Consider the following 25,981-nt stretch of genomic DNA (forward strand, 5'->3'; position numbering starts at 1 on the left):
ATCACCTCAGAAGAGACGGTTTTCCGGGACTTCGTACTTCAGGTGTTTGTAAGCCTTTTCAGTGGCGACCCTTCCTCTTGGAGTTCTGGCGAGAAATCCCGCCTGGAGGAGGTAAGGTTCATAAACTTCGCTCAGAGTGTCCGCTTCCACACCGAGTGAAGCGGCGAGGGCGTTCAATCCGACGGGTCCTCCCCTGTAAATCTCTATGATCGTCTTCAGAATCTTCCTGTCGAACTCATCCAGCCCCTCGGCGTCTATGTTCAACACTTCCATGGTCTTCAAAACGATATCGGTATTGATTCTGTCTGCCTTTACCACCGTGAGCATGTCCCTCACTCTCTTCGTGAGTCTTATAGCGATCCTCGGTGTGCCTCTCGATCTTTTCGCGATCATCTCTGCTGCTGAATCTTCTATTTCAACGTCCATCAAGCTGGCCGCTCTTTTTATGATTTCCTTCAGTTCTTTCACAGTGTAGAAGTCCAGTTCGAGGATGATACCAAACCTGCTTCTGAGAGGAGAACTCAAAAGACCACTTCTCGTCGTGGCTCCAACGAGCGTAAAAGGCTGGATGTCTATCCTGATGGACTTCGCACTCGGACCCTTTCCGATCATGATGTCTATCTGGAAGTCTTCGATGGCAGAGTAAAGAAGCTCCTCCACTGCTTTGTTCAATCGGTGTATTTCGTCTATGAAGAGAACGTCTCCCCGTTCCAGACTTGTGAGGATGGCGGCCATATCTCCCTGTTTCACAAGAACCGGTCCGCTCGTAACGTGGATGTTCGTCTGGAGTTCGCTGGCGATTATGTGTGCAAGGGTAGTCTTTCCGAGTCCCGGTGGTCCTGCGAGGAGGACATGATCGAGTACTTCTCCCCTCATCTTCGCTGCTTCGAGAGCGAGGGAGAGTTTCTTTTTCACGTTTTCCTGACCAATGAATTCATCGAGGCTTTTGGGCCTTAGAAACTGTACACCAGAGTCGTAAACGGTCCTTTCAGGTGTGAGAAATTCACTCACCTTTCCACCTCTTCTGTTTTTCTTTTTCTTGAAAAAATTATACCACTCGAACAAAAAAGGGGGCTTGCGCCCCCTTTTCTTCTCTGAAAAAGGAGATCATTTGCCACTTCCCATCACAAAACCGATTATCACACCGACGATTCCGATGGCGACACCCGCAAGGGCCATGGTCTGAACATCGGAGATCTTCTTGCTGAGGGTGGCGCTCACGCTGTTTACATCTTCCATCCATGGTTTCGAAGAGACGACCTCGTCAACTTTCTGGGAGAGTTCTGCGTTACTCTGATTGAGATTCTTAACTTCTTCTTCGACTTTGGTGACTCTTGCTGTGACTGCTCCCATGCTTCTTTCGAGTGAGTTCACCTTGTCAACTGCCGACTCCACCTGAGAAACTCTCTTTTCCAGACTCTCAACACGGCTGTTCACGGTCGTGATCTGACCTTCAAGAACGCTCACACGAGCATCGAGAGCTCTTGCCGTCTTCTGCTGAGTTTCAAGGTCGCTCTGGAGTTTGGAGACGAGCACCTTGAGGTTTCCTATCTCTCCAGACAGAGCGGTGTTGTTTTTCTCGACACTGGCAGAGAGTTCGGAGAGTTTCTGATCGAGAGTATCTGTGTAGGATTTGAGAGTTTTTTCCACGTAATCTTTGAGAGAAACCTCGGAATTTCTCACTAGTGCCTCAAGGTTCGCCGTTTTCGTCTCAACGGCGGAGAGCCTTCCTTCGAGATCGCTCAGTTTCGAGACGGTCTGGGCGATCTTGCTGTCGACGTAGTCTTTGTTCACGAAGTCCCCCGAAAGTTTGGATTCGAGAGCGGCGATTTTCGAAAGCGCTTCGTTCACTTTAGCATCCAGGCTCTGGAGTTCATCTGACTGACTCTGAACCTGACTCATGACTTCGACTCTGAGGTTTTTGAGGTCAACGAGAGTGGCTTTCAAGTTCGCCACATCGTTCTTGAGAGTTTCAAGATCGGACGTTACTCCCCCAAAATTGTCAGATAGGTTCTGAACCTTCATCAAAGCTGTGCTGACGAGATCCTCGAGAGTAGAGACCTTGTTTATCAGTCCGGAAACGTCCGCAGAAGGTTGTTTGAGTATGTTGTAGAGTCTGTAGAACGCCACCGCTGCCTGATACCTGGTGAGGTAGGAGTTACCCTGGAACGTTCCATCCGGCATTCCAGTGAGAACACCGAGTTTTGACATCTCCATTACCGCTTCGTAGGCCCAGTGGTTGACGGGAACGTCTTTGAACTGCTGTGAAATTCCGACGAATGCTCCAAGCATCAGAACGAACACCAGAAGCTTCTTCATGAAGACACACCTCCTTTGGATTTATCTGTGAATGAATGTTCTTCGGTGGGGAACAGACCCTCTTTTACCTCTCTTCTGAACTCTTGCAAAGCTTTCAATATGACTTCGTACAGGTTTGCGTATTTCTTGGAAAAGCGAGGTGCGAAGTCCGGATTCAGACCGAGAAGGTCGTGCCAGACGAGAACCTGACCATCACAGAAACGGCCTGAACCGATGCCAATGGTTGGAATGGAGACGCTCTCGGTGATCTCCTTAGCGACTTCCTCAACAACGAGCTCCAGAACGATAGCAAAAGCCCCCCTCTTTTCAAGCTCCCTGGCGCTCCTCAAGAGGTATTCTCTGTTTTTTTCCGTCTTTCCTTGGACTCTGTAACCACCGAAACGGTTCACGAACTGAGGTGTGAGGCCTATGTGGCCCATCACCGGAATACCGCTTTCGACCAGTTTTTGAACGAGTTCACCGAATTCCTCTCCACCCTCTATTTTCACGGCATTCGCACCGACCTTCAAGAACTTCCCAGCGTTCTCCACGGCTTTTTCCACGGAAGTCTGGTAGGAAAGGAAAGGCATGTCTGCTACTATGAAAGCGTCTGGGGCTCCCCTTTTCACGGCTGCCACGTGTATCAGCATTTCTTCCATAGTTACGGGAATCGTGTTTTCGTACCCGAGAACGTTGTTTCCAAGGGAGTCTCCAACGAGAATGACATCTATGCCGGCATCTCTCGCGATTCTGGCGCTGGGAGCATCGTACGCGGTGACCATCACGATCTTTTCCTTACCTTTCATCTTCTTGAGCTTCTCGACGTTCACTTTCTGCCACCTCCCTGAGCAGCTTCACAATCTCATCGTAGAGCACGGTGTTTCCGAAGATCCTTTCGTACTCCCTGCGCTCTTCCTCTACCACCTGCCAGTCTCCTCTTTTCACAGGGCCTGTCAGAGAACATTCCACTCTCATCTTCTTTATGTTGTCCGCCACACCTTTCATCAGGGTGTGAATGAGGAGTTCCGGTTCATCCAGACCAAGAAGAGTGTATATCCTCTTTGAAAGATAGGCAAGTGCCACCGGGAAATTCGAAGCGATGACAGCGGCGAGATGGTAAGCTTTCTTTTTTTCCGAAGGGATCACGAAGTACCTTCCGGAGATCTCTTCTGCGATTTTTTTCACAACCGCGAGACCTCTTTCGTCTCCTTCCAATCCAAAGACGATCTGGTCTTTCATTTCAAGGGCTTTTTCGAGGCTGGAAAAAGAAAAGTTCGGGTGGATCGATGCTCTTCCACTCTTTTTGAAAATCTCCGACGAGAGAAATCCAGAACAATGTACCAAAACAGCGTCTCCGAGATTCAAGTGGTTCGCCACCGTTTCTATGTATCTGTCCGGGACGATAACGAAGACCACACCGTTCAACTCAGGGTGCTTTTCTATCGTGGCAGCTTTTCCCCCGTAAACTTCAGCAAGGTTTCGAGCCTTATCTATACTGCGGGACAGGATGTATCCTATTTCACACCGATCTTTCAAACACTCAAGAAAAAACCTCGTGAGGGTTCCGGTGCCCACAAAGTTCAGAACCATTTCAATATCTCCCTCAATTTTTCAACGATTCTCGAAGTGGAGTTTGCTGTTATCACAGCCCTCTTCTGGCTCGATCCGCCTTCTATGTTCAACTGTTCTTTCAATTTCTCGAAGATCTTTCTGCAATCTATCCAGTTCGAAACGATCTCTACCCGGTCAGGATGCTCTAAAAGAACGATTGTGTCTTTGCGATCTGCGAGGAACTTGGGTAAGTACTTCATTTCCTCTGGAGTTCCAGAGAAGTGATACAGATAGTACTTTCCGATCTTTTCTGGTTCTGCTACTTTTGAGAGAATCTCGGCGTACTTTTCCGACAGTTTGTCGAGCTTTGCACTCTTCTCTTTGACTTCTTCGAGAAGGTTCTCTGCTCTCTTCAGGAGTTCCTTTGTGGATGTGGTCAGCACTCTGGAGAGTGACTTCAAGAGTTTATCTTTTTCTCTGTAATCTTTCAGGGCTCGATCGCCTGCAACGAAATAGATCCTTGTTAGCACCTTCTTCACCTTCTCCGTGTCCACGATCTTTATCAGACCGATTTCTCCAGTGTTTTCTACATGAAACCCTCCGCAGGCGGTGACATCGAAATCTCCTATCTTCACCACTCTGACTTTTCCTTCCACATTGGGCAGTTTTCTGAGGTTCATTTTCTCTGCTTCTTCTTTTTCTATCTCGAGAATTTCAACTCTCTCACAGCTTCTCACCACTTCGTTGGCCAGATCCTCAGCTTCTTCCAGAACATCTTCGAGAACGAACGGAGCGTTCAGATCTATGGTGGAGACCCTCTCTCCCATGAGGAAACTCACCGTTTCAAGATCGGCCACTTTCAGAAAAGCGGCTGAGAGGATGTGCTGAGCGGTGTGCTGACAGGCGATGTCTTTTCTCCTGGCAAGGTCTATTTCGTACTCGTACTCACCCGGTTCGAGATGAGCATCCAGATAATGAAGGATGTATCCATTCTTTTCCTTCACCTTCAGAACATTTGCAGGACCGATCTTTCCTCTATCACCAAGCTGTCCACCCTTTCCGTCTGTATAGAAAGGGCTTGTTCTCGAAACGGCGATGATTTTCTCACCATCTTTTATAACCTCGTCTATTCTTATTCTACCCGCAGTCATCTTCTTCCAACCTGCACCCTTTCTTTCAATCGCTTGATCTTGAAGAACTCTTCTCTTTCTTGTTCTTCGAGGGTATCCTGAATGTATTTTATCGTTTCTTTGAGCTGGGGGATCACCACGTTCTCCAGAGCATTGACCCTTTTCTTCACTTTTTTTGCCTCGTAAGCCAGTCTATAGACCTTGTTCTCAATCACCGCAACTTTTGCTACCAGCTCGAGCGCTTTCCTGAAGGCGAGATAGGCCTGATCGAGAGCTGCGTTTGTGCTGTAAATCTCGTAAGGTATTTCCGTATCGAAACCTTCTATTTCCATCTCAGGTACCTCAACTCCCATGACACTTCTGAAAACGATCTTCAGAGCGCTGAACTCAGAAATCCCGCTGGCGTATTCTTCCACACTCTCTATTCCCAGGTCCAGATTAGCTCTCTGAAGGGAACGGTAAGCTTTTTCGAAGACCTTGAGCAATTCCTCCTGAAGTTTCCTTGCTTCTTCTATGAGGCTCACAAGTTCCCTCATGATGACCGTTCGTTTTCTTTCCAGAAGATCGTATCCCTGAAGTGCTAAGGAAAGACGTTCTTTCAGAGCGATCAGGTTGCCGCGGGTTGGAGCCACACTCACGTTTTTTCACCTTCTCTGTAGTACTTCTCTATGTGTTCCTCTTTGATCCTCGTGAGTTCATTTTTCGGAAGGATCGATAAGGTTTTCCACGCCAGATCCAGGGATTGTTCTATCGTCCTTTCTTCGTCAAAACCCTGATTCACGAAAGAGTGTTCAAACTCCTCACCGAATTTGAGATACAGTCTGTCGATATCCGGCAGGTCCTCTTCACCCACGATAGAAGCGATGGATTTTACCTCCATCACCCTGGAATAGGCAGAGAAGAGCTGTGAAGCGACATCCGGATGATCTTCTCTTGTGTAACCTTTCCCTATTCCGTCCTTCATGAGCCTCGAGAGGGACGATAGAACGTCGAGTGGAGGATATATTCCCCTGCTGAAAAGGTTTCTGGACATGACGATCTGTCCCTCTGTTATGTATCCGGTGAGGTCAGGTATTGGATGCGTTATGTCGTCGTTCGGCATAGTGAGTATCGGTATCTGAGTGATCGAACCGTTCTTCCCTCTTATGATACCAGCCCTCTCGTAGATGGAAGCCAGATCTGAGTACAGATACCCGGGGTAACCTTTTCTCCCGGGTACTTCTCCTCTGTAGTTTGAAAGTTCTCTCAGAGCTTCGCAGTAGTTGGTCATATCGTTGAGAATGACCAGAACATGCATACCGAGATCGAAGGCAAGATACTCGGCTATCGTGAGAGCTACCCGTGGAGTAGCTATTCTCTCTGCCACGGAATCGTTCGCCAGATTCAGAACCACGACCATGTTTTTTATAGCTCCGCTTTCCTCAAGACTCTTCACCACAAAACTAGCATCGTCCTTTCTCAGTCCTATTGCACCAAAGACCACCGCGAATTCCTCGCCTGTTGTCACCTTCGCCTGACGCGCTATCTGGACCGCGAGCCTGTTGTAAGGAAGACCGTTTCCGGCGAATATGGGAAGTTTCTGCCCTCTTATCAAAGTCATCAGGACATCTATACTGGATATACCCGTCTGAATGAAATTTCTGGGATATTCCCTCGCAGCAGGATTTATCGCGGAACCATTTATATCCATAGTTTTTTCAGGAATGATCTCACCGAGGTCGTCTCTTGGGTTTCCGAGGCCGTCGAGTGTCCTTCCAAGCAGATCACGAGAGAGTTTGACTTCCAGAGGTCTGCCGAGGAATCTAACCTTCGTTTTTCCAACGTCTATCCCGTCAGTTCCTTCGAACACCTGAATCACGACCGCTTTTTCTTTCGCTATGATGACTCTTCCCATTCTTCTTTCTCCATTTTCCAGAACTATTTCGACAACCTCATCGTATCGGACACCGCTCACGTTTTCCATGACCATAATTGGGCCTTTTATCTCAGAGAGGCCGGTTTGTTCTTTCACAGCCATCGTATCACCTCGTTCCTGTTGCATAGAGTTTTTCAAGCTGTTCAAAATGATCTTTGATGATTTTTTCGGTTTTTACGATTTCTTCTTCGAAATTCCTGCTTTCTTTCAGCGTAGAGAGCTTTGAAACGATTTCCGGTGGAAGAATTTTCCCAACAGGAATCGATTTTTCGATGAACTTTCGTGCACTGCGGTATGTATCGACAATGAGCTTCAAAATTCTGAACTGCTTCTCAGGAGGGCAGAAAGCGTCCACCTCACTAAAAGCATTTTGCTGTAGAACACCGACCTTTATGATTCTGGCCACCAACACCGTTAATTTCTGATCGTCTGGAAGGACGTCTTCCCCCATTATCTTTATAATCTGCTGAAGCCTATCGTCTTCTACAAGAATGTCAATTGCTTCCTGACGGTATTCTGGCCACTTCTCGTTCACATTTTCCTTGAACCAGTCTTCCAACACTTCAGCGTACTCACTGTAACTCGTGATCCAGTTTATGGAAGGATAATGTCTCGAGTACGCCAGGTTTCTATCCAGAGCCCAGAAGCATCTGACGAATCTCTTCGTGTGCTGTGTGACCGGTTCTGAGAAGTCTCCACCTGGAGGTGAAACAGCACCTATGATGGTCACAGATCCGGTGGTTCCGTTGAGGTTCTCACAAAGACCGGCCCTTTCATAGAATTGAGCGATTCTGGAAGCAAGATAAGCGGGATACCCTTCCTCCACAGGCATCTCTTCCAGTCTCCCGGAGAGTTCACGCAGTGCCTCAGCCCATCTGGAAGTGGAATCTGCCATGAGAGCCACGTGGTAACCCATGTCTCTGAAGTACTCTGCAATGGTGATACCCGTGTATATGGAGGCTTCTCTCGCGGAAACAGGCATGTTCGAAGTGTTGGCTATCAAGACGGTTCTATCCATCAGAGGTTTTCCGGTACGTGGATCCTGAAGGTGAGGGAATTCTTCCAAAACCTCTGTCATCTCGTTACCTCGCTCTCCACAACCTATGTACACGACCACGTCTGCGTCTGCCCATTTCGCCAGCTGATGTTGTGTGATGGTTTTGCCTGTTCCAAAACCTCCAGGTATGGCAGCGGTCCCTCCTTTGCTGATCGGAAAGAAGATGTCGATGACTCTCTGTCCCGTAATCAAAGGAATCGAAAGCTCCAGAAACCTCTTCACTGGCCTCGGGACACGAACGGGCCATTCCTGGTAAAGCTTTATTTCCTCTTCTCCGTTTTCTGTTTTCACCACAGCTATAGTGTCGGTTACTTTGTAATCACCACTTTGTTTCACATTCAATAAGGTCCCTTCTTTTATGTGAGGAGGAATCATTATTTTATGCTTCACACTACCCGTTTCCTGGACCTCGGCTATCACTTCTCCTCCTCTTACTCTATCTCCTTCTTTTTTCAGCACATTGACAGACCAGAATTTTTCAGTGTCCAACCCAAAGGCTTGAATTCCCCTTCCTATGAAAGGCCCCGAGCTTTCAAGAAGTACCTTCAGCGGTCGCTGTATTCCATCGTATATGTTTCCAAGGAGCCCCGGTCCCAGAGCAACCGAGAGCATCTTTCCTGTTCTCTCAACGAGTTCGCCGGGTTCCAGCATGGAGGTTTCTTCATAGACCTGAACGATCGCTGTTTTTTCGTCCAGCGCAATCACTTCTCCGGTCAATCTCATCTTTCCAACGTAAATCACTTCATGCATGAACAGCCCTTCCGTGTTTTCAACGCGTACAACAGGACCGTTTATTTCCAGAACACGCATCATATTTCACCTGCCTTCTTCGTTATGAAGGTGAATATTTCGCTTTTTCGTTCTTCGAGGAAAGTATCCACGGTGCTTCGAACGATTGTTCTGTCCTTCTTTAAAAGGATTCCTCCAGTTACTTCTGAGCTCGTTTCCACTCTCTTGTCCCCTGCTATTTCAGAAACGATTTCGGCGTCTTCAGGATTGCAGACTATCACAAAATCTTCGCTCTCTATCAATCTCAAAGCGTCGTTGTAGAGTTTTCTGTAAAGTATCTTTTTCTCTTCGATGGGCAAATTGAGAAGCCGTTCTCTCAACGATGAGAATACTCTGGATATCAATTTCTTATTGTAGAGGAGTTTCTCTTTTCGCAATTCCGACGTGATCTGGGAAGTTTTTCTATCTATCATCTGTTTTCTCTCCAGCTCCGCTTTTCTCATCAATGTCTCTTCGTACTCTTTGAGTTCCTTTTCGATGTGCTTCTTCTCTTCTTCAATGAGTCGATCGTACTTCTCTTTCAACTCTTCGCGAATTTCTCTCAAGCGTTGTTCAAAAACGGAGTAGAGATTTTCAAGTTTTGTCTCTATCTCATTCATTGAGCTTCACCCCCACCACGTCTTCCACGTATCTTGTAATGAAATTCCTGTCGCCTCGCCAGCCGTGTCTGTCAGGTATGACGAATACCAGGGGAAGTTTCCCGGAAATTTTGTGTGATTTGATCTCTTCTGGTATTTCTTTCGCGGCGAGTTCTGTGACGAGGAGGATTCCAATGGTTTTGTCTTCTATTGCTTTTTTGAAGGCCTCCAGTGTTTCTTCCCTTCCGTGGACAACTGTACCCGCAACACCTGCCAACCGAAGACCAATGGCGGTGTCTATGTTGTCACTGATGAGGAAAAACCTCATCTCATAACCTCCCGAGTATCATGATACTCACGATAAGACCGTATATAACTATTCCTTCGGCAAGACCAACGTAAATGAGAGTTCTTCCAAGCAGTTCTGGTTTTTCACTTATGGCTCCAACTGAAGCCGCTCCTGTCATTCCCACTGCTATGCCTGCTCCAACCGCTGCCAGTCCTGTGGATAGGGCAACTGCCATCAATCCAAGGCCATTTGAAGATTGCGATGATGGAGCCTGTGTGGTGGGGACGTTCTGTGCGAACGCGCTCGAAGAAAGGCTAACAACGGCGAGGAAAACTATCAATGAAAACGCAACCACGTTGCCGAGAAGAATACCAAAAGCTGTTTTTTCTTGGTAGTTTTCCTAGAAAGGAAAAAACCACCAATCAACGTTGCCACCACAAGAATCATCGCTGCTACCAGAAAAACCATGCTTACACCTCCAATCAGAGTTTGTATCTTTCTGGATTGAATTCCCTTCCACTGTCTTTGAAGAATCTTGTGAAAAATTCGTAAAATTCAAGCCTCAAAGTCTGAATGAATACGACGAGTCCCTCCAGACCGATTATTATGATGTTTCCAAGAAAGAGTATCACGAACGTCACAACAGGATTCTTTGCCATTTTTGCCATGGTGTAAAATGCAAGGAAAAGTCCGGCGTGGTTCAAGGCAAAAGCTCCAAGCCTCACAAAGGAGAGGGTGTTGCTGAAGTAGCTTATTAGAATCTCGAAAACTTCGAAGAAAGCCTGTACAATTCTTTCTGATAAAGGGGCTTCTGTGAATATGAAACTGTACACATACATAACACCCACGAGGACACCCATGGATATGAGTCCAAACCTTGGGAAAGACCCATTCATGAAAAAGATCAAAACCGATACGACGGCGATCCAGTAGAAAAGCAGTCCGAGTATCCCGTTGTGGTTGAAAAGTAGTTCTCGTTTTTCTCGATTTTTTAGATTGTTGACAATGTTCAAAATCATTGCGAACGTGATGGTGGCTATTCCAATATATATGGAAAAAGCGAGGAAGTAGTTTATGTTTTCCATGGGCCTTTTCCAGATAGAAGGAATGATCTCGTAGCCGAATACGCTCCCGTAAAGCATCCCGAATATAGAAGAAGATACTCCTGCCGATCCAATTACATAGAGAAGATCGTTTTTTAATCTCCAGTACAATCCAAAGCCGAACAGCGCCAGAACCAGACCGTGCCCAACATCACCGAACATCATTCCAAAGAACGCCAGAAACATTATGGCAACAAAAGGGGTGGGATCTATTTCGTCACTGGAAGGTATGCCGAACATTCGTGTTATGGACTCGAAATGTTTGAAAAATCCTCTGTTTTTCAAGAGTGTTGGGGGTTTCGTATTCGGTTGGCACGACAGGAGAACCATCCGGGGATTGGATTCCAGGAATCGTTTCATTTCTTCCAGGTTCTGATGGGTTGTCCAGCCCGAGATCACGAGGAAATTCTCCGTTGATTTCGTTTTTTGGAGGAGATTGTGGATATTTTTCAAGATGTAGATGTACTCAAAATAATTTTTCACAAGCCGTCTGTTCTTGTAGAACTCCCTTCTTATGGTTGAATTCAGTATCTCTATTTCTGAATCCAGCACCTTCAGTTCATCTTCGAGCTGTAAGGAGATTTCAGAAGGAGTACCGGAGTAGCTCTCGGAGAGAGAGTACTCCACGAAACCGGCTGTCGTTAACGTGCTCTCCAAGTCCAATTCCTTTCGATGGATAACGAAAAGCCATGTTTTTTCCTCCTCGACTGCTACTTCCAGTATCAACACATCTTCATCTTTGACGCTCTCTTTCAATCTTTCCACGTAATCGTTACCTATGTTTCCAAAGTGGTATCGGAAGAATTCAGATTCTCTTAAATCTTTCAGATTCACATCTATCATCCGAAGTCTTTCAACTATCTCGAGATCTTTCGTTTTCTTTTCTCTTTCCTGCTTCAAATCGTTCATTTTTCTGTGTAGAGTTTCAACAACGGGAAGTACTTTTTCTATGAACGCATTCACATCTTTCAGTGAGATATTCATTTTCGAAATGTCCACATTCTGGGGTTCCGGTGATGGTGTTTCACCAATCATCTCGTAGAGGTTCATGAACTTGCTGTAAATATCATCGTAAAAGGTATGGTCTGGGGTTCTAAGAAGATTCAGGGTCTCCTCTTCGAGAATAGACTCCAGCGGAATCATTTCCACACTCTCCGTATCGAGGATTCTTTTCAGCAATCTTTCGGATTCATCAACAGGTGCTATGATGCTGAACGCACTGAGTTTCTCTTGCATACAGATCACTCCTCAAAAGTCACAAGGTATCCTTTGGCTTCTTCAAAACTCAGGCTGTATCTCTTTGTTTCTATGATGGTCACGAGATCTTTGTATTCGTACTCACGAATATAGACGTAACCACCTGCAACATCGCACCCGTTTTGCAAATTGTTTGATAGCCTCCTCGCTTTATCGAGAAGTATTCGATCACATATTCTTTCCAGAACGAACGGCAGATCGTCTTCCTTTACATCCTTGAAGAACTTTCCATACGGAGTTTGAGAAAGTTTTTTGAGAAATTCTTCTGTAGAGGACACGGTGGAAAGCTCCACGAAAAGCTGTCTTTCGAGTAAACCCCTGAGTGGAATGAGTAAATTCAGAACTTCGGAAGGTTGAAGCTTGAACAAAAGGCGCGCTCTGTATATCCATTCTATGTTCGTCATGTCTATCTGTAAGTAAAACAGATCTCTGATTCCCTCTGTACAGAAAGAAGATCCACTTAGCTTCCTCTTCATCGTTAGGAAGTGCCACAGATCCAAAGCGTTCAACAGATAGTAAACCTTTCCAGAGGTCTGGTAGTTCCTGTAAGCGTTCTCCAGTGGCACGCGATACTCCGTTTTTTCGAGTACTTTCCAGAGTTCTTCCATGTTTTTTGCTGAGAGAAGCGAGGATTCATCGACACTTTATATGATAGAGAGGATAGAGTTTTGACTCACTGAGGTTCTCGAAGTATCCGGAATGGACTATTCGAATGATGAATTTTACGTTTTCGATCTCAAATCTTTTTTCGAACATGAAAAAGATTTTCCTTATATCGTACGGAAGGTAGAAGTAGATTCTGTACAGATCATGGACAATGGCTCCCCTTAACAGGATTTCCAGATCCCTTCTGTGGATCTTCGATACGTCTACATCTTTCAAGAACCTCTGATAATGTGTGTGCTGTTTCAAATAATCTGCTATCTCTATCACGCTGTTCGTTTTCATGAGGTTCTTGAAGTCCTCTTTGGTGAGCATCTTCGACTTCATAGCCTTCACTTTTGCGGAAAGCCCCATGAGCTTCATTTCATCACTCCTCTGACAGGAGCATATCTACTATTTCACTAACGAGTTCATCAAGATGTGATTCCAGATCCTCCATTCGTTTCCTCAGCTCCGATTGCTCCCTTTTGGCTTTGGATTCGATTCTACTCATCTCCAGTTTCACGTTTTCGATCAGTTCCCTGTAGTGTTCGTCTATCAATTTTTTCCGCTGTTCCTTGAATTCTCTGAGCTTTTCGATCTCTTTTTTATATTCATTTTCCATCTCTTCTTCTATTTTCTTGACCTCTTCTTTGAAATGTTTCTCTCTATCCACAAGGTTCTTCACTATCGTTGCAAGATCGATCTCCATCAGCTTCTCCCCCTTCCGTAATTTCCAAAGAACCTCCAGAGTTTCACCGCAAACCTGACGAGTCTTCTCCTCATCAGAAATTTTCCCACCTCTCGCTCTTTACCCGACAGAACAATGGCGCTCAACGCGAACAATCCCGTTCCAAGCAGAACGATCCAGTAGTTCTGGATCACGAAGGAATAGGTGTAGATCCACAGAGTATGCACCGTTCGATCGATCATGTTGAAACCAGGAGTCGGAAGCTTTATTACATCGTATTTTACTCCAGTTGGGGACACATGAACCCTTATAAAATGGTAAAAGTAGTGCTCTGGGTCGGTACCAAAAAGCTCTGCTCCTGCTCCACCCGTGATGATGTACGACACACCGTTCCATTCTCCCCTGAAGTAACCGTGAATGTGACCGGCAAAAACCATTTTGACGTTGTATTCCTTCAGAATATTCAAGAGCGTTTGGGCATTTTCCAAATCCTTCATGGAGTGGCCAGGTTGTTTTTCCTTACGTGGGTCGTACACCGGTACGTGCATAAAAACGAACCGGTATCTGTAAGACTGGGATTTCTCCAGTTCTTTTTTCAACCATTCTAATTGATACGCGTCCACATATTTCTCGTTCGCGTTGTTGAGGACTATGAAATATGAGTTTCCCGTATGGAAGGAGTAGTAGAGAGGTCCGAAAATCTTCAAATAGTTTCCGGGATCGTCAGCGAGGTCGTGATTACCCGGGACGGGAAGAACTGGTATTTTGAATCTTCTGAGCTGTTCCAGGTACAACTCCCATTTGAACAGAGATCCATCGAAGACCATATCTCCCGTGTTTACAGCGAATGCTGCGTTTTGTTCTCTGTTCACTGCGTCTATGAGCTTGGAAAAGGTGGAGATGGAATTTTTGTTGTCACCAAAGACAATGAAAGTGAAATCGTCTTTTAAATTTTCTTTTTCAACACTGCTGATGTTTTGATACACCAGATCTTTCTCCGGTACAACGAACAGGTAAGTATCCAGAACCTTCAAAACGGACAGTCCGATCATGGTAATTACTATTCCTATCAAAAAGGAGCGCGTCGTTCCACCTCCTTATGAGAGGATTATACCCCCTTCGGGGTAACTTTAATGGCTTCTTAAATAGAACACGTGATACAATTTAAAAAAACGCAAGGAGGTGCGTTCATGAGGCTTGAAGGGAAGGTGTGTTTGATCACAGGGGCTGCAAGCGGGATAGGGAAAGCCACCACGCTTCTTTTCGCACAGGAAGGAGCTACGGTGATCGCTGGCGATATCTCGAAAGAAAATCTCGACTCTCTTGTGAAAGAGGCAGAAGGACTTCCGGGGAAGGTTGATCCCTACGTTTTGAACGTGGCTGACAGGGATCAGATAAAAGAAGTCGTGGAAAAAGTCGTTCAAAAGTACGGTCGAATCGATGTTCTGGTGAACAACGCGGGAATAACAAAGGATGCGCTTCTTGTGAGGATGAAAGAAGAAGACTGGGATGCGGTAATAAACGTGAATCTGAAGGGTGTTTTCAACGTGACTCAGATGGTGGTGCCCTACATGATCAAACAGAGGAACGGTTCGATCGTGAACGTCTCCTCTGTCGTTGGAATATACGGGAATCCCGGTCAGACGAATTACGCGGCGTCGAAGGCGGGAGTCATAGGGATGACCAAGACGTGGGCGAAGGAACTCGCTGGAAGAAACATCAGGGTGAACGCTGTGGCACCCGGATTCATAGAAACCCCCATGACCGAAAAACTTCCAGAAAAAGCACGTGAAGCAGCCCTTTCCAGAATACCGCTGGGAAGGTTTGGGAAGCCAGAAGAGGTGGCGCAGGTTATACTCTTTCTCGCATCGGACGAGTCGAGTTACGTCACCGGACAGGTGATAGGAATAGATGGGGGCCTCGTGATCTGAGGCCCCTCATCTTCTGAAGACTTCCACTCCGTCTATGTAAACCCTTTCCACCACGGATTTCATATCGAACGGATGTCCGCTCCAGACCACAAGATCCGCGTCCTTTCCAGGTTCAATGGAACCGATTCTATCTTCGAGGCCGAGGATCTTAGCAGGATTCACCGTCAGGATCTTCAGCAGATCTTCTTCCTTTGCACCGTACCTCATGGCAGTTGCCGCCTGAACGGTTGCAAACTCGAGAGGAATCACCGGGTGATCACACATCAAGGCTATAAGAACCCCATCTTTCAGGAGTTTTGCGATAGTTTCCATCGTCAGATCTTTCAGTTCCAGCTTTGTTCTGAAGGTGAGGAGTGGTCCCACAACGACGGGTATCTTTTTCTCCGCTAGCACCTTAGAAATCTTGTACGCTTCCGTTCCGTGTTCTATGACGAGGTTGAAACCGAACTCCTCTGCTATTCTGATGGCGGTGAGGATGTCGTCCGCTCGGTGGGCGTGCATCCTGGCAGGAATCTTCTTTCTGAGGACCATCTCGCCGACTTCCATTTTCAGGTCGGTTTCGGTGAATTCTTTTCCTTCTTTCTGGGCGAGTTCCTTTTTCTTCATGTAATTCTTCACTTTAGTGAAGTAGTCTCTGATCACTCCCGCTGTTCCCATTCTCGTTGAAGGAGTTTGTTTCCTCTCACCGTAGACCCTCTTTGGATTTTCTCCGAACGCCATCTTCAAACCTGCGGGATCCTTCACAACGCACTCTTCCACAATTATGGACCTGAACTTTATCACACTTCCCTGTCCACCCACCGGGTTGGCGCTTCCAGGAACGATCATCACGGATGTGACTCCACCGGCAAGAGCCCGCTCTATGGCCGGATCCTGCGGATTGAAACCATCGAGTGCTTTCACATGCGGTGTGACGGGATCCGTAGCTTCGTTTCCATCACTGTAATAGTACCCTACTCCTTCCTCAAAGAGCCCGATGTGGGAGTGCGCGTCGATGAAACCAGGAAACAGGAATTTTCCCGTCAGATCAACGATTTCCGCGTCGGGATCTTCTATGTTTTCTCCCAACTTTTCCACTTTTCCGTTCGAGACAAGCACATCTCCTTTGAAGGGTCTGGAAGTTATGGGAAAGACCGTGGCGTTTTTAAAGAGAATCTTCACACTCATCCCTCCCCTTTTGGTTCGCTTCACGAACTATTTTAACACGTTCCAGACTGGAAAACACCATGGAGATCAAAAGGAGGATTGCCCCTAAAAGCTGTTTCCCTGCCATCGTCTCGCCCAGCATGAAATAAGAAACAACTGCTGCGAAAACAGGTTCTCCCAGGAAAACAATCGCAGACACGTTGTTTCCAAGCGCTTTCTGGTATTTTGCCTGAAGGTAGATGGCCAGAATGGTGGCCGCAAGAGCGGTGAAGACTGCGCTCCCAAGAGCCGGGAGTGTGAAGTTCCAGTTCTTCCAGAAAACATTCAGTATCAGGTTCAAAATCCCCACTACCAGAAACTGTGGAAAGAGGAGATCCACTTCTTTGACTCGCTTTGAGAACATCGTTATCAGGACAACGTGCAAGGCAAAGCTCACCGCACAGATCAAGGTGAGAAAGTCCCCGAAGTTGAAGCCTTTGATTCCACCAGAGATCATGTAAAGTCCCAGGCTTGCGACAAAAAAGGAAACGATCTGGAATATCGTTGGAATTTCTCTCTCCAGAAGATACGCAAAGACCGGAACGAAAACGATGTACATCGATGTGATGAAACCGCTCTTCGTGGAGGTGGTGATCGTGAGTCCCCACGTTTGTGTGGTGTAGGCAATTCCCAGGAGTGTTCCAAGGATCGATCCGTACTTGACGTTCCCCTTTCCAAATAGAAAATAAGAAACCAGTGCTGCGATGAAGAATCTAACGGCGATATAAAAGGTGGGAGAGACTCCCACCAGTACGATCTTCTGTATAGGAAATGTCGATCCCCAGATGAACGCAACGAAGAGTAAACTGAAGAGTGCCTTTACCAATCTTCACCACCCGCTTCTCACTGTGAATTCGAATTCTTTTTCTGAATTGGCCGGAACGATCAATTCGAAAACGATCTGGTCTGAAGTTTCTTTCAACGGTTTGATGGAAAATCTGAGCAGTCTCAGCATATTTCCGTAGACGTTGATTCTCACCTTCGATTCTGTTTCGTTCAGGTTCTGAACGGTCACTCTCCAGGTCCTTTCGTATTCGTATGTGTCTTTGTAGTTTCTTTCGTCCAGAATCTCTCCTCTCACGCGAACGTCCCAGGATTTCGTTACGGGAAGCTCCAGAAGGGAGTTTTTCGGAGTGTCGGGGATGCTTGTTTCCCCGATCATTATATCCACACCGGAAATGTTAGAGAATATGCTCACCGTGCCTCCCGGAAGATCCACAGGAGTCTTGAAACTTCTCGTGAAGGTGGTTTTCTGATAATCGAAACTCGAGTCATTCACTGCAAAAGAGTACGAGTAGTACTCGTTAGTGATGGGCAAATTCGTTTCTATGAGATTCACAACAGGGGATTTGTCCAGATCTTTCAACTTGCCGAGGTGATAAACCTTGACTTCCTCAGACTCGTGTTCTTCGGGCATTTCTCTTGAGGCCGAAACGCTGAGGTACATCCCTTTCCAAATGGAAGTTTCCCCAGCGGGCCTGGAAATTAAAAAAACATCCGCGCTTTCCACACCAGAGACCGATAGAAAGGCGTTTCCTGTGAGAGTATCTTCGAAGAGATAGTACCTGACGTTCCAGCTTCCTGAGGAACGCAGAAGCAAAGTTACCTTTCCCTGTCCGTTCATCACGAGTTTCCGACCGATCTGGGGTTCTTCGTATTCCAGAACAAGCCACTTTTTCAACGCGGAGTTGTATACGTAGTACTTCGTGTCTTTTTTCAAAACGAGAGGAGAAGTACTTATCACTTCGAACTGTGAGGGAGGTTCGTCCACCGCTTTGACGGTTTTTCCTTTTATAATTTCTTCCCAGGAAGGTTCTTTTTCCGAAACCACGTACCAGCTTTTTGCTCCGATTACATCCATCACGTCCCATCCCTGAGGAACGGAGATGGTTTCTGTACCGCTCACGGATAAACTTTCCATGAGGATCGCACTGTCCTGAAAAAGAATGAGAACGGGTGCTGCAAAGATCGTTGTCGATGCGAATAAAAGAAACAACAAGCTTCTCATAATTTTCACCTCCTCCTGAAGATTCTATCACCCGGGGTTAAAATATCCTGAGAGGTGATTCGAGATGAAGGTGATCTTTTTTGAGAACGACGAAGAACTCCTGAGAGAAGCTTTGAACATCAGAAGAAAGGTTTTCATAGAAGAGCAGGGAGTTCCTGAGGAAGAAGAACTCGATGGGAAAGATCCTGAGAGTGTTCACGTGCTTCTCGAAAAGGAAGGAAAATTCATAGGAACCGCAAGGATAAGAAAGATCGATGATGGAACGTTCAAGATAGAACGTGTGGCGATTCTGAAGGAAGAAAGAGGAAAGGGATACGGAAGATTTCTCATGGAGAGTGTGGAAAGAGAGCTTTTCTCTAAAGGAGTTCGAAAAATCGTTTTAAACGCTCAAATCCAGGTGAGAGAGTTCTACGAGAGACTCGGTTACAGGGCGGAAGGAGAGATCTTCTACGAAGCGAACATTCCGCACTTGAGGATGGTGAAGGTGGTGAAACGGTGAAGGTAACTCCCCTCATGGAACAGTACCTGAGAATAAAAGAACAGTACAAAGATTCCATTCTGCTGTTTCGTCTGGGAGATTTTTACGAGGCGTTTTTCGAAGACGCAAAGATCGTTTCAAAGGTTCTGAACATAGTTCTCACAAGAAGGCAGGACGCTCCCATGGCGGGCATTCCGTACCACGCGCTGAACACCTACCTGAAAAAGCTCGTCGAAGCGGGCTACAAGGTGGCAATCTGCGATCAAATGGAAGAACCTTCGAAGTCGAAGAAATTGATCAGAAGGGAAGTCACGCGCGTTGTCACTCCTGGCTCTATCGTAGAGGATGAGTTTCTCAGCGAAACGAACAACTACATGGCCGTTGTTTCAGAAGAGAAGGGAAGGTACTGTACGGTTTTCTGTGATGTCTCGACAGGTGAGGTCCTGGTTCATGAAAGTTCAGACGAACAGGAAACGTTGGACCTGCTGAAGAATTACTCCATTTCCCAGATCGTTTGTTCAGAGCACCTGAAATCTTCTTTGAGGGAACGCTTTCCAGGTGTTTACACAGAATCCATAAGCGAGTGGTATTTCTCCGATCTGGAAGAAGTGGAAAAGCCTACAATCTGAAGGACATTCATCATTTCGAACTTTCACCCCTTGCGCTGAAGATCCTTGCAGCACTTATAAAGTATGTCAAGTACACGATGATCACGGAAGATCTGAATCTGAAACCCCCTCTTCTCATCTCCCAGAGAGACTACATGATACTCGATTCCGCAACGGTGGAAAATCTTTCTTTGATTCCCGGTGACAGGGGAAAGAATCTTTTCGATGTGCTGAACAACACGGAAACTCCTATGGGGGCTCGTCTTTTGAAAAAGTGGATTCTCCACCCTCTGGTCGACAGAAAGCAGATCGAAGAAAGGCTCGAGGCTGTGGAAAGACTGGTGAACGACAGGGTGAGCCTGGAGGAGATGAGGAACTTTCTTTCGAACATGAGGGATGTGGAGCGGATCGTTTCGCGGGTGGAATACAACAGATCCGTTCCCAGGGACTTAGTGGCACTCAGAGAGACACTGGAGATCATTCCGAAACTGAACGAAATTCTTTCAAACTTCGGTGTGTTCAATAAACTCGCTTTCCCGGAAGAACTGGTTGATCTGCTTCGAAGAGCCATCGAAGATGATCCGCTGGGAAGCCCCGGCGAGGGAAAGGTTATAAAGAGAGGATTCTCATCTGAACTCGATGAATACAGGGATCTTCTGGAACATGCCGAAGAGAGGCTCAAAGAGTTCGAAGAGAAGGAGAGAGAAAGAACGGGTATCCAAAAACTGCGGGTTGGATACAACCAGGTCTTTGGTTACTACATAGAGGTGACGAAAGCGAATCTGGACAAGATTCCCGATGATTACGAAAGAAAACAAACACTCGTCAATTCTGAAAGATTCATCACACCTGAATTGAAGGAATTCGAGACAAAGATAATGGCCGCTAAAGAGAGGATAGAAGAAATGGAAAAGGAACTCTTCAAAAGCGTGTGTGAGGAGGTGAAAAAGCACAAAGAAGTTCTCCTCAAGCTCTCAGAGGATCTGGCAAAGATGGATGTGCTTTCGACATTGGCCTACGATGCTATCCTGTACAACTACACAAAACCCGTCTTTTCAGAAGACAGACTGGAGATCAAAGGTGGAAGACACCCGGTCGTTGAAAGGTTCACACAGAATTTTGTTGAAAACGATATTTACATGGACAACGAGAAGAGATTTGTGGTAATAACGGGTCCCAACATGAGCGGGAAGTCCACTTTCATCAGACAGGTGGGTCTCATATCCCTCATGGCGCAGATAGGATCGTTTGTGCCGGCGCAGAAGGCGATTCTTCCCGTGTTCGACAGGATTTTCACGCGAATGGGTGCCAGAGACGATCTCGCTGGTGGTAGAAGTACGTTCCTTGTCGAGATGAACGAGATGGCACTCATCCTGCTGAAATCAACGGAAAAGAGCCTGGTTCTCTTGGACGAGGTGGGAAGAGGTACGAGCACCCAGGACGGCGTCAGCATAGCCTGGGCAATCTCAGAGGAACTCATAAAGAGAGGATGTAAGGTGCTGTTTGCCACTCACTTCACAGAACTCACCGAACTCGAAAAACACTTTCCGCAGGTCCAGAACAAAACCATTCTGGTAAAAGAAGAAGGCAAAAACGTGATATTCACCCACAAGGTGGTGGACGGTGTGGCAGACAGAAGTTACGGAATAGAGGTCGCAAAGATAGCGGGTATCCCCGACAGGGTCATAAACAGAGCTTATGAAATTCTGGAGAGGAATTTCAAAAACCACACGAAGAAAAACGGAAAATCGAACAGATTCAGTCAGCAGATTCCTCTCTTTCCTGTTTGATGCTCTTTATCAGTTCAACGTAATTGTCGTTTCTGAAGATACCGTATCCCATCACAAGGATCGTCGCACCGTTTTTAACCAGTATCGATGCGTTCTCTTCGTTTACACCGCCGTCGACCATGATTTCCGTTTCCAGTCCCAGTTCTTTCACCATCTTTCTCAGGTTTCTTATTTTCTCAAGACTCCTTGCTATGAACCTCTGACCAGAGAAACCGGGATTGACGCTCATCACCAGTACACCATCGACGTCGGTTATGATCTCTGAAAGAAGATTGATGGGGGTATGCGGATTTATGGCAACAAAGGCCTGTGCTCCAAGGTCTTTAACACGATGGACCAACCTGTGGAGATGAAAGGTCGATTCGTAATGGATGGCAACCATATCTGCGCCTTCTTCTATGAAGCGGTCGATGTAATCTTCGGGATTGGTGATCATCAGATGTACACTTATGGGAAGTTTTGTTTCTTTCCTGAGGGCTTTCAGAACGGGAAGTCCAAAGGAAATGTTTGGAACAAAGTGACCATCCATGACATCGAAATGGATCATATCCACGTGCTCCTCCACTCTTTTCACTTCATCGGCCAGTCTTGCAAGGTCACATGCGAGAATTGAAGCTGCTATTTTCGCCATTACTTTTTCCTCCTTCCCAGAAGCTCGTAAAACATCTTCACGTAATTCTCGTATCGACTCTCTGCGATTTCTCCGTTCTCCACGGCTTCTTTCACTCCACAATCCGGTTCATCCACGTGGTTGCAATCTGAGAAGAAACACTGTTTGTCTCCAAATTCCTTGAAGTAGTTTTTCAGTTCCTCGGGTTCTATGTCGCTGATCTCCAGATTTGCGAAGCCCGGAGTATCGACCACATAACCACCGAAATCGAATTTCAAGAGCTGGGCAGTTGTTGTGGTATGTCTTCCTCTCTGGAGTTTCTCTGAAACTTCGCTCACGCGAAGCTTCAAGCCCGGATTTATGGCGTTGAGCAAGCTACTTTTTCCAACTCCGGAGAGTCCGGCCATTGTGCTGATCTTTCCCTTCAGATATTCCTTGAGCTCCTCAATCCCCATTCCAGTTTTCGCACTGGTTTTAACGATTGGATAGAGTTCAGAATAGATCTCTTCCAGTTCTCTCACTTTCTTCAGGTCGGCCTCGTCGTAGAGGTCCATCTTGTTGAAGACCATCACCGTTTCCAGTTCGTTTTTTTCGGCGAGAACAAGAAATTTATCGATTATGTAGGTCGAAGTTTCCGGCATTTTCACTGTCACCACAAGGATCACCTGGTCCACATTTGCAACGTGAGGTTTGGTGAGCAGATTTTTTCTGTGCAGCACGTTCTCTATGACTCCGGATCCTGTTTCATCCGGTGTGTACTCCACCCTGTCTCCAACGTATATCTTGAGGTTCTGCAGACGGAATTTTCCTCTCAGTTTGCAGAGGATTCTTTCACCGGTTTCCTCGTCTTCGACTGTGACCATGTTCGAGTGAAAACTCACCACTATTCCTTTTCTTCTCAAATTCATTCCTCCCCAAGGATGAGGATAACTTCCGTTGCTATGGAACCTTCAGGAGGGTACTGTGCCACCACCGTATCACCCATTCCAAGAAGTAAAATGTGAGAATTGTCTTTCAATTCATCGATCTTCTTACCCACGAAATTTTCCACCAAAAAATAGTTTTCTTTTTCACCTGTATCGATCAGAAGAATTAATTTTCCTTTGTAGATCTGCCCCTCTTCCGGATAGGTTGCGAGAACCCTGTCTTTTTCTGTGCCGAAAGGAAAATAAACGGTTTCGTAATTCCATCCGAGCCTTTTCAGGATCTCTTCTGCAACTGAGAGATTCAGCTGTGAAAGACGAGGCACAATTTTTTTCTGGGGATTTTCGTAATAGAGGTTTACCGTTCTCCCCTTTTTCACCCTTGAACCGGCTCGTGGATAGGTCTCCAACACCGTTTCGGAAGAAGACGTGTCGCAAAACAAACCAGATGCCTTCAGTCTTTCACACGCTTCTGTTCCAGAAAGCCCGACAACATCCGGTACCGTGCTGTACAGATTCTGATAAAGCTTCACTGCGAACAGAAAGAGAAGACCACCAACCGCAATGCCCGTTAATATTCCGAGAAACACCTTCATGATGTTGATTTTATTCTCTTCAGCCTCAGCTGACCACAGGCCGCTTCGATGTCGCTACCTTTTTCCCGTCTGATTTCTGCTTCGATTCCGTTTTCCAACAGTATCCTCTTGAAGGCCAAAAGTCGTTCTCGCGATGGTTTTTTAGGTCTTCCGCCGTTGGATTCACGGGGATCAGATTCACGAAGATTTTCATGTTCTTCAAGATTTCGGCCAGTTTCTTTGCGTCGCTTATTTCATCGTTTATGCCCCTTATGAGCACGTATTCTATAGTTACACGGTTTCCCGTCTTTCTCTGATAGATCTTCACCGCATTCAGGATCTCTTCGATGGAGTACTTTTTGTTCAAGGGAACGAGCTGATCTCTCTTGAAGTTCGTCGGTGCGTGGAGTGAAAGAGCGAGCTTCACATCGAGCCCCTCTTCAGCCAGCTGGATTATTCTGTCCGGGATTCCAACTGTCGAAATCGTGATCCTCCTGATACCTATGTTTCCCATCTTTTTGTGGTTCAGTATTCTTATACTTTTTATTGTGTTTTCATAGTTCAGAAGAGGTTCTCCCATTCCCATGTACACAACGTTTCCTATTTTTTTCTTCTCTTCTCTTTCCATGGAAAGGATCTGTGCTACTATTTCTCCTGTGGTCAGATTTCTGACAAATCCGCTCATTCCTGTGGCACAAAAGATGCATTTCACAGGACATCCGACCTGGGTTGAGATGCAGGCCGTTATTCTGTCCGGATGGAAAAGCATCACAGATTCTATTGTGTTCCCGTCCTCGAGTTCCCAGAGGAATTTGGTGGTACCATCTATTCTGGAAACCTTCTTGTCGAGGAGTTTCAAGAAAGGAATGGAGAAGTGCTCTTTCAAAAGAGCACGGTGCTGTTTTGAAAGGTTTGTCATCTCATCGAAGTTGTTCACTTTTTTGTTGAACACCCAGTCCAGAATCTGATCTGCCCTGTAGCGCTCGAGACCCAGGCTCGTGACTTCGGCTACCAGTTCTTCGTAAGAAAGATCGAGTAGATTCTTCAAGTCAACACCTCCCAGTTTGAAATTATACTATAGAGTCTAAGGAGGGATATCTTTGGACAAAATCTTTGAATCTCTTTACAAAGCAGGCTGTGACGTGAGGATGTTCGAAAAACTTTCCTGCCACACCAGCATAAAAATCGGTGGAAGGGTGAAATATCTTGTCCTTCCAAACGATGTTTTTTCCTTAGAACGAGCCATCACCGTTCTGAAGGATTTTCCGTTTCAAATAATGGGACTCGGTACGAACCTTCTGGTTCAAGATGAAGATCTGGATATCGCAGTGTTGAAAACAGAAAGGTTGAATCAAATTGAAATAAAGGGAGAGAAGGTACTGGTAGAAAGTGGAACTCCCCTGAAGAGGCTCTGTCTATTTTTGATGGAAGCGGAACTCGGAGAGCTGGAGTTCGCGTACGGGATACCGGGGAGCGTGGGGGGAGCTATCTTTATGAACGCGGGGGCGTACGGTGGAGAGATCGGAGAGTTCATCGAAGCAGTCGAGGTTTTAAAAGATGGAAGAAAAATTTGGCTTTCGAAGAACGAGATTTTTTTCGGCTACAGAGACAGTACGTTCAAAAGGGAGAAATTAATCATAACACGTGCGATGATGAGTTTCAAAAAAGAAAAGAAGGAAACTATAAAAGCGAAGATGGAGGATTACATGAGGAGGCGTTTGGAGAAACAACCCCTTGACCTTCCAAGTGCGGGAAGCGTTTTCAAGAGACCAAGAGAGGATTTCTACGTGGGAAAGGCCATAGAATCCTTAGGGTTGAAGGGTTACAGAATTGGAGGAGCTCAGATATCGGAAAAACACGCGGGATTCATTGTGAATACAGGAAGTGCTACTTTCGATGACGTGATGAAACTCATTGAGTTTGTGAGAAAAAAGGTGAAAGAGAAATACGGTGTGGAGTTGGAAACGGAGGTTGAAATTTGGTGGAATGGAAGACAGTGGTGAAAACCCACACGGAAAGAATCAACGTTAAAAGATCAGAGTTCTATGCCACCATATTTCCGATAACGAATGAAAAAGACTTTCGTGAGAAGTTGAAAGAAGTTTCGAAAAGGGATGCCACTCACAACTGCTGGGCTTACAGAATTTTCTCTCCGAACGGTATCCTTGAACACAGTTCGGACGACGGTGAGCCGAGCGGAACGGCGGGCAGACCAATCCTCGGGGTTCTAAAAAAATACGATCTTATGAACACAGCGATCGTTGTCACAAGATATTTCGGTGGAGTGAAACTGGGTGTTCGTGGGCTCATAGAAGCTTACTCTTCAGCTGCTGAGATGGCGGTCAAGGGGGCGGAGTTGAGAAAGCTGAGGCTCATGAAAGAATTCGAAGTGGAGGTAGATTATCAGGAATTGAACAACGTGTTCAGAATTGTGGAGATGATGGATTTGGAGCTTGTTGAGATGGACTATACAGAAAGGGGTGCAAAGATCCTGCTCCGAGGTCTTGAAGTACCTGAAAACCTGGTTATAAAAACGATTCGTGATGTGTTAATATAATCACGAAGGGGGGAAA

The 25,981-nt window shown here is 46.2% G+C and carries 29 protein-coding genes and 1 pseudogene; 6 read left to right on the forward strand and 24 right to left on the reverse strand.

The genetic code is table 11. From position 1 onward, the window contains the following. Positions 1-6: 6 nt before the first annotated feature. The 17 genes from ruvB to CELL2_RS05510 all read right to left on the reverse strand — a co-directional run bounded on the left by ruvB (position 7) and on the right by CELL2_RS05510 (position 14,373). Positions 7-1,011, reverse strand: coding sequence for a Holliday junction branch migration DNA helicase RuvB (ruvB, locus tag CELL2_RS05440; RefSeq protein ID WP_011943578.1), 1,005 nt, complete (start codon positions 1,009-1,011; stop codon positions 7-9). A gap of 96 nt (positions 1,012-1,107) precedes the next feature. After that, positions 1,108-2,319, reverse strand: a complete 1,212-nt coding sequence (locus CELL2_RS05445; protein WP_038033091.1) for an S-layer homology domain-containing protein — start codon at positions 2,317-2,319, stop codon at positions 1,108-1,110. Beyond that, the gene (gene panB / locus CELL2_RS05450; protein ID WP_012310933.1) at positions 2,316-3,128 is read right to left on the reverse strand and encodes a 3-methyl-2-oxobutanoate hydroxymethyltransferase; all 813 of its coding nucleotides are present in this window, start codon (positions 3,126-3,128) and stop codon (positions 2,316-2,318) included. Before panB ends, CELL2_RS05445 begins: the two co-directional genes overlap by 4 nt. Continuing rightward, positions 3,094-3,888, reverse strand: coding sequence for a Rossmann-like and DUF2520 domain-containing protein (locus CELL2_RS05455; protein ID WP_012310934.1), 795 nt, complete (start codon positions 3,886-3,888; stop codon positions 3,094-3,096). Before CELL2_RS05455 ends, panB begins: the two co-directional genes overlap by 35 nt. Next, a complete protein-coding gene (locus CELL2_RS05460) occupies positions 3,879-5,000 on the reverse strand; it encodes an alanyl-tRNA editing protein (protein WP_012310935.1) in 1,122 nt (373 codons plus the stop codon). The genes CELL2_RS05455 and CELL2_RS05460 overlap by 10 nt, the downstream gene beginning before the upstream one ends. Next, complete coding sequence (locus CELL2_RS05465; RefSeq protein ID WP_012310936.1) at positions 4,997-5,617, reverse strand: V-type ATP synthase subunit D; 621 nt, start codon at positions 5,615-5,617, stop codon at positions 4,997-4,999. The genes CELL2_RS05460 and CELL2_RS05465 overlap by 4 nt, the downstream gene beginning before the upstream one ends. Then, a complete protein-coding gene (locus CELL2_RS05470; protein ID WP_012310937.1) occupies positions 5,614-6,996 on the reverse strand; it encodes a V-type ATP synthase subunit B in 1,383 nt (460 codons plus the stop codon). The genes CELL2_RS05465 and CELL2_RS05470 overlap by 4 nt, the downstream gene beginning before the upstream one ends. Positions 6,997-7,000: 4 nt before the next feature. Continuing rightward, a complete protein-coding gene (locus tag CELL2_RS05475) occupies positions 7,001-8,761 on the reverse strand; it encodes a V-type ATP synthase subunit A (protein WP_012310938.1) in 1,761 nt (586 codons plus the stop codon). Next, a complete protein-coding gene (locus CELL2_RS05480; protein WP_038033089.1) occupies positions 8,761-9,339 on the reverse strand; it encodes a V-type ATP synthase subunit E family protein in 579 nt (192 codons plus the stop codon). The genes CELL2_RS05475 and CELL2_RS05480 overlap by 1 nt, the downstream gene beginning before the upstream one ends. Further along, the gene (locus CELL2_RS05485; protein ID WP_012310940.1) at positions 9,332-9,646 is read right to left on the reverse strand and encodes a V-type ATP synthase subunit F; all 315 of its coding nucleotides are present in this window, start codon (positions 9,644-9,646) and stop codon (positions 9,332-9,334) included. The genes CELL2_RS05480 and CELL2_RS05485 overlap by 8 nt, the downstream gene beginning before the upstream one ends. 1 nt (position 9,647) lies before the next feature. Further along, on the reverse strand, positions 9,648-9,947 hold the full coding sequence (locus CELL2_RS09065; RefSeq protein ID WP_241208630.1) for an ATP synthase subunit C: 300 nt from the start codon (positions 9,945-9,947) through the stop codon (positions 9,648-9,650). Next, entirely contained in the window at positions 9,944-10,075 is a 132-nt protein-coding gene (locus tag CELL2_RS09785) for a hypothetical protein (RefSeq protein ID WP_256380503.1), read from the reverse strand. The genes CELL2_RS09065 and CELL2_RS09785 overlap by 4 nt, the downstream gene beginning before the upstream one ends. A gap of 14 nt (positions 10,076-10,089) precedes the next feature. Next, complete coding sequence (locus CELL2_RS05495; RefSeq protein ID WP_038033088.1) at positions 10,090-11,946, reverse strand: V-type ATP synthase subunit I; 1,857 nt, start codon at positions 11,944-11,946, stop codon at positions 10,090-10,092. A gap of 5 nt (positions 11,947-11,951) precedes the next feature. After that, a complete protein-coding gene (locus CELL2_RS09790; RefSeq protein WP_255327245.1) occupies positions 11,952-12,575 on the reverse strand; it encodes a V-type ATPase subunit in 624 nt (207 codons plus the stop codon). Between the two features lie 25 nt (positions 12,576-12,600). Continuing rightward, entirely contained in the window at positions 12,601-12,993 is a 393-nt protein-coding gene (locus CELL2_RS09795; RefSeq protein WP_255327246.1) for a V-type ATPase subunit, read from the reverse strand. 4 nt (positions 12,994-12,997) lie between these two features. After that, a complete protein-coding gene (locus CELL2_RS05505; RefSeq protein WP_012310944.1) occupies positions 12,998-13,321 on the reverse strand; it encodes a hypothetical protein in 324 nt (107 codons plus the stop codon). Beyond that, on the reverse strand, positions 13,321-14,373 hold the full coding sequence (locus CELL2_RS05510; RefSeq protein ID WP_235280372.1) for a metallophosphoesterase: 1,053 nt from the start codon (positions 14,371-14,373) through the stop codon (positions 13,321-13,323). Before CELL2_RS05510 ends, CELL2_RS05505 begins: the two co-directional genes overlap by 1 nt. A gap of 117 nt (positions 14,374-14,490) precedes the next feature. On the opposite strand from CELL2_RS05510, the gene fabG reads away from it, so the two are divergent. Beyond that, entirely contained in the window at positions 14,491-15,231 is a 741-nt protein-coding gene (gene fabG, locus CELL2_RS05515; protein ID WP_038033087.1) for a 3-oxoacyl-[acyl-carrier-protein] reductase, read from the forward strand. Between the two features lie 6 nt (positions 15,232-15,237). Here the strand turns inward: fabG and CELL2_RS05520 are convergent, their stop codons facing one another. Genes CELL2_RS05520 through CELL2_RS05530 form a run of 3 tightly spaced genes read right to left on the reverse strand, consistent with a single transcriptional unit; the run spans position 15,238 to position 18,424 of the window. Beyond that, positions 15,238-16,398 (reverse strand): amidohydrolase, encoded by a 1,161-nt coding sequence (locus tag CELL2_RS05520; protein ID WP_011943573.1) that lies wholly within the window; start codon positions 16,396-16,398, stop codon positions 15,238-15,240. Then, the gene (locus CELL2_RS05525; RefSeq protein WP_012310948.1) at positions 16,376-17,242 is read right to left on the reverse strand and encodes a DMT family transporter; all 867 of its coding nucleotides are present in this window, start codon (positions 17,240-17,242) and stop codon (positions 16,376-16,378) included. The genes CELL2_RS05520 and CELL2_RS05525 overlap by 23 nt, the downstream gene beginning before the upstream one ends. A gap of 3 nt (positions 17,243-17,245) precedes the next feature. Beyond that, entirely contained in the window at positions 17,246-18,424 is a 1,179-nt protein-coding gene (locus CELL2_RS05530; protein WP_038033086.1) for a hypothetical protein, read from the reverse strand. A 64-nt stretch (positions 18,425-18,488) separates the two neighbouring features. Here CELL2_RS05530 and CELL2_RS05535 point away from each other — a divergent pair, with 64 nt between their 5' ends. The 3 genes from CELL2_RS05535 to mutS are packed head-to-tail and all read left to right on the forward strand — an operon-like array spanning position 18,489 to position 21,300. Further along, complete coding sequence (locus CELL2_RS05535) at positions 18,489-18,923, forward strand: GNAT family N-acetyltransferase (RefSeq protein WP_012310950.1); 435 nt, start codon at positions 18,489-18,491, stop codon at positions 18,921-18,923. Continuing rightward, on the forward strand, positions 18,920-19,531 hold the full coding sequence (locus tag CELL2_RS09590) for a hypothetical protein (RefSeq protein ID WP_241208631.1): 612 nt from the start codon (positions 18,920-18,922) through the stop codon (positions 19,529-19,531). The genes CELL2_RS05535 and CELL2_RS09590 overlap by 4 nt, the downstream gene beginning before the upstream one ends. Further along, positions 19,486-21,300, forward strand: coding sequence for a DNA mismatch repair protein MutS (gene mutS, locus CELL2_RS05540; RefSeq protein ID WP_241208632.1), 1,815 nt, complete (start codon positions 19,486-19,488; stop codon positions 21,298-21,300). Before CELL2_RS09590 ends, mutS begins: the two co-directional genes overlap by 46 nt. On the opposite strand, the gene rpe is transcribed toward mutS, so the two are convergent. The 4 genes and pseudogenes from rpe to rlmN all read right to left on the reverse strand — a co-directional run bounded on the left by rpe (position 21,269) and on the right by rlmN (position 24,456). Next, the gene (rpe, locus tag CELL2_RS05545; protein ID WP_011943568.1) at positions 21,269-21,931 is read right to left on the reverse strand and encodes a ribulose-phosphate 3-epimerase; all 663 of its coding nucleotides are present in this window, start codon (positions 21,929-21,931) and stop codon (positions 21,269-21,271) included. The two genes, mutS and rpe, sit on opposite strands and share 32 nt — an antisense overlap. Next, complete coding sequence (gene rsgA / locus CELL2_RS05550; protein WP_128080949.1) at positions 21,931-22,818, reverse strand: ribosome small subunit-dependent GTPase A; 888 nt, start codon at positions 22,816-22,818, stop codon at positions 21,931-21,933. The genes rpe and rsgA overlap by 1 nt, the downstream gene beginning before the upstream one ends. Then, positions 22,815-23,429 carry a PASTA domain-containing protein gene (locus CELL2_RS05555; protein ID WP_012310953.1) on the reverse strand — a complete coding sequence of 205 codons (615 nt, stop codon included), beginning with the start codon at positions 23,427-23,429 and terminating at the stop codon, positions 22,815-22,817. The genes rsgA and CELL2_RS05555 overlap by 4 nt, the downstream gene beginning before the upstream one ends. Then, positions 23,426-24,456: pseudogene (gene rlmN / locus CELL2_RS05560) on the reverse strand (23S rRNA (adenine(2503)-C(2))-methyltransferase RlmN). Before rlmN ends, CELL2_RS05555 begins: the two are co-directional and overlap by 4 nt. A gap of 52 nt (positions 24,457-24,508) precedes the next feature. Between rlmN and murB the strand changes: the two are divergent. Then, a complete protein-coding gene (murB, locus tag CELL2_RS05565; RefSeq protein ID WP_039446219.1) occupies positions 24,509-25,411 on the forward strand; it encodes a UDP-N-acetylmuramate dehydrogenase in 903 nt (300 codons plus the stop codon). Next, on the forward strand, positions 25,390-25,965 hold the full coding sequence (locus CELL2_RS05570; protein ID WP_038033115.1) for a YigZ family protein: 576 nt from the start codon (positions 25,390-25,392) through the stop codon (positions 25,963-25,965). The genes murB and CELL2_RS05570 overlap by 22 nt, the downstream gene beginning before the upstream one ends. The last annotated feature ends 16 nt before the right edge of the window (positions 25,966-25,981 follow it).

The sequence above is a fragment of the Thermotoga sp. Cell2 genome (assembly GCF_000789375.1).
Classification (GTDB): domain Bacteria; phylum Thermotogota; class Thermotogae; order Thermotogales; family Thermotogaceae; genus Thermotoga; species Thermotoga petrophila.

Bases quoted from the DNA above. Each gene is read 5' to 3' on its own strand.
- CELL2_RS05505 (WP_012310944.1), bottom strand. From the start codon at position 13,321: ATGGAGATCGATCTTGCAACGATAGTGAAGAACCTTGTGGATAGAGAG.
- CELL2_RS05460 (WP_012310935.1), bottom strand. From the start codon at position 5,000: ATGACTGCGGGTAGAATAAGAATAGACGAGGTTATAAAAGATGGTGAG.
- CELL2_RS09790 (WP_255327245.1), bottom strand. From the start codon at position 12,575: ATGGAAGAACTCTGGAAAGTACTCGAAAAAACGGAGTATCGCGTGCCA.
- CELL2_RS09795 (WP_255327246.1), bottom strand. From the start codon at position 12,993: ATGAAGCTCATGGGGCTTTCCGCAAAAGTGAAGGCTATGAAGTCGAAG.
- CELL2_RS05485 (WP_012310940.1), bottom strand. From the start codon at position 9,646: ATGAGGTTTTTCCTCATCAGTGACAACATAGACACCGCCATTGGTCTT.
- CELL2_RS05535 (WP_012310950.1), top strand. From the start codon at position 18,489: ATGAAGGTGATCTTTTTTGAGAACGACGAAGAACTCCTGAGAGAAGCT.
- rpe (WP_011943568.1), bottom strand. From the start codon at position 21,931: ATGGCGAAAATAGCAGCTTCAATTCTCGCATGTGACCTTGCAAGACTG.
- CELL2_RS05480 (WP_038033089.1), bottom strand. From the start codon at position 9,339: ATGAATGAGATAGAGACAAAACTTGAAAATCTCTACTCCGTTTTTGAA.
- CELL2_RS05530 (WP_038033086.1), bottom strand. From the start codon at position 18,424: ATGAGAAGCTTGTTGTTTCTTTTATTCGCATCGACAACGATCTTTGCA.
- CELL2_RS05455 (WP_012310934.1), bottom strand. From the start codon at position 3,888: ATGGTTCTGAACTTTGTGGGCACCGGAACCCTCACGAGGTTTTTTCTT.
- fabG (WP_038033087.1), top strand. From the start codon at position 14,491: ATGAGGCTTGAAGGGAAGGTGTGTTTGATCACAGGGGCTGCAAGCGGG.
- rsgA (WP_128080949.1), bottom strand. From the start codon at position 22,818: ATGAATTTGAGAAGAAAAGGAATAGTGGTGAGTTTTCACTCGAACATG.
- CELL2_RS05495 (WP_038033088.1), bottom strand. From the start codon at position 11,946: ATGCAAGAGAAACTCAGTGCGTTCAGCATCATAGCACCTGTTGATGAA.
- CELL2_RS09785 (WP_256380503.1), bottom strand. From the start codon at position 10,075: ATGGTTTTTCTGGTAGCAGCGATGATTCTTGTGGTGGCAACGTTGATT.
- CELL2_RS05445 (WP_038033091.1), bottom strand. From the start codon at position 2,319: ATGAAGAAGCTTCTGGTGTTCGTTCTGATGCTTGGAGCATTCGTCGGA.
- CELL2_RS05475 (WP_012310938.1), bottom strand. From the start codon at position 8,761: ATGCGTGTTCTGGAAATAAACGGTCCTGTTGTACGCGTTGAAAACACG.
- CELL2_RS05520 (WP_011943573.1), bottom strand. From the start codon at position 16,398: ATGAGTGTGAAGATTCTCTTTAAAAACGCCACGGTCTTTCCCATAACT.
- CELL2_RS05555 (WP_012310953.1), bottom strand. From the start codon at position 23,429: ATGAAGGTGTTTCTCGGAATATTAACGGGCATTGCGGTTGGTGGTCTT.
- CELL2_RS05470 (WP_012310937.1), bottom strand. From the start codon at position 6,996: ATGGCTGTGAAAGAACAAACCGGCCTCTCTGAGATAAAAGGCCCAATT.